Below are 293 nucleotides of genomic sequence, written 5' to 3'. Positions count from 1 at the left end.
TGAAAGCAAAAGTAACTAGTAAGTCACTTTCGTCTGGAATGAATATGCAGAGCAATAATAGTAATACATTGTGGATCAGTTCCACGCAGGAGGTAACAATTTATGTTACAAGGTAATGTTAAATGGTTTAACGAAAGTAAAGGTTTTGGTTTTATTGAAGTAGAAGGGCAAGATGATGTATTCGTTCATTTCTCTGCTATTCAAGGCGAAGGTTTCAAAACATTAGAAGAAAACGAGACAGTTTCCTTTGAAATTGTTGAAGGTAACCGTGGACCACAAGCTGCTAACGTTCA

1 protein-coding gene is annotated in these 293 nt (G+C 36.2%); it reads left to right on the top strand.

The window, feature by feature from the left end; genetic code table 11:
• Window positions 1-102 precede the first annotated feature (102 nt).
• The coding region (locus DYE48_RS20980) for a cold-shock protein (RefSeq protein WP_147299305.1) at window positions 103-293 on the top strand (191 nt) is incomplete at its 3' end.

It is taken from the genome of Halobacillus trueperi (genome assembly GCF_003386945.1).
Classification (GTDB): domain Bacteria; phylum Bacillota; class Bacilli; order Bacillales; family Halobacillaceae; genus Halobacillus; species Halobacillus aidingensis.
Note: the sequence above shows the minus strand (reverse complement) of the source record. Positions and strands in the feature narration are given on the sequence as shown.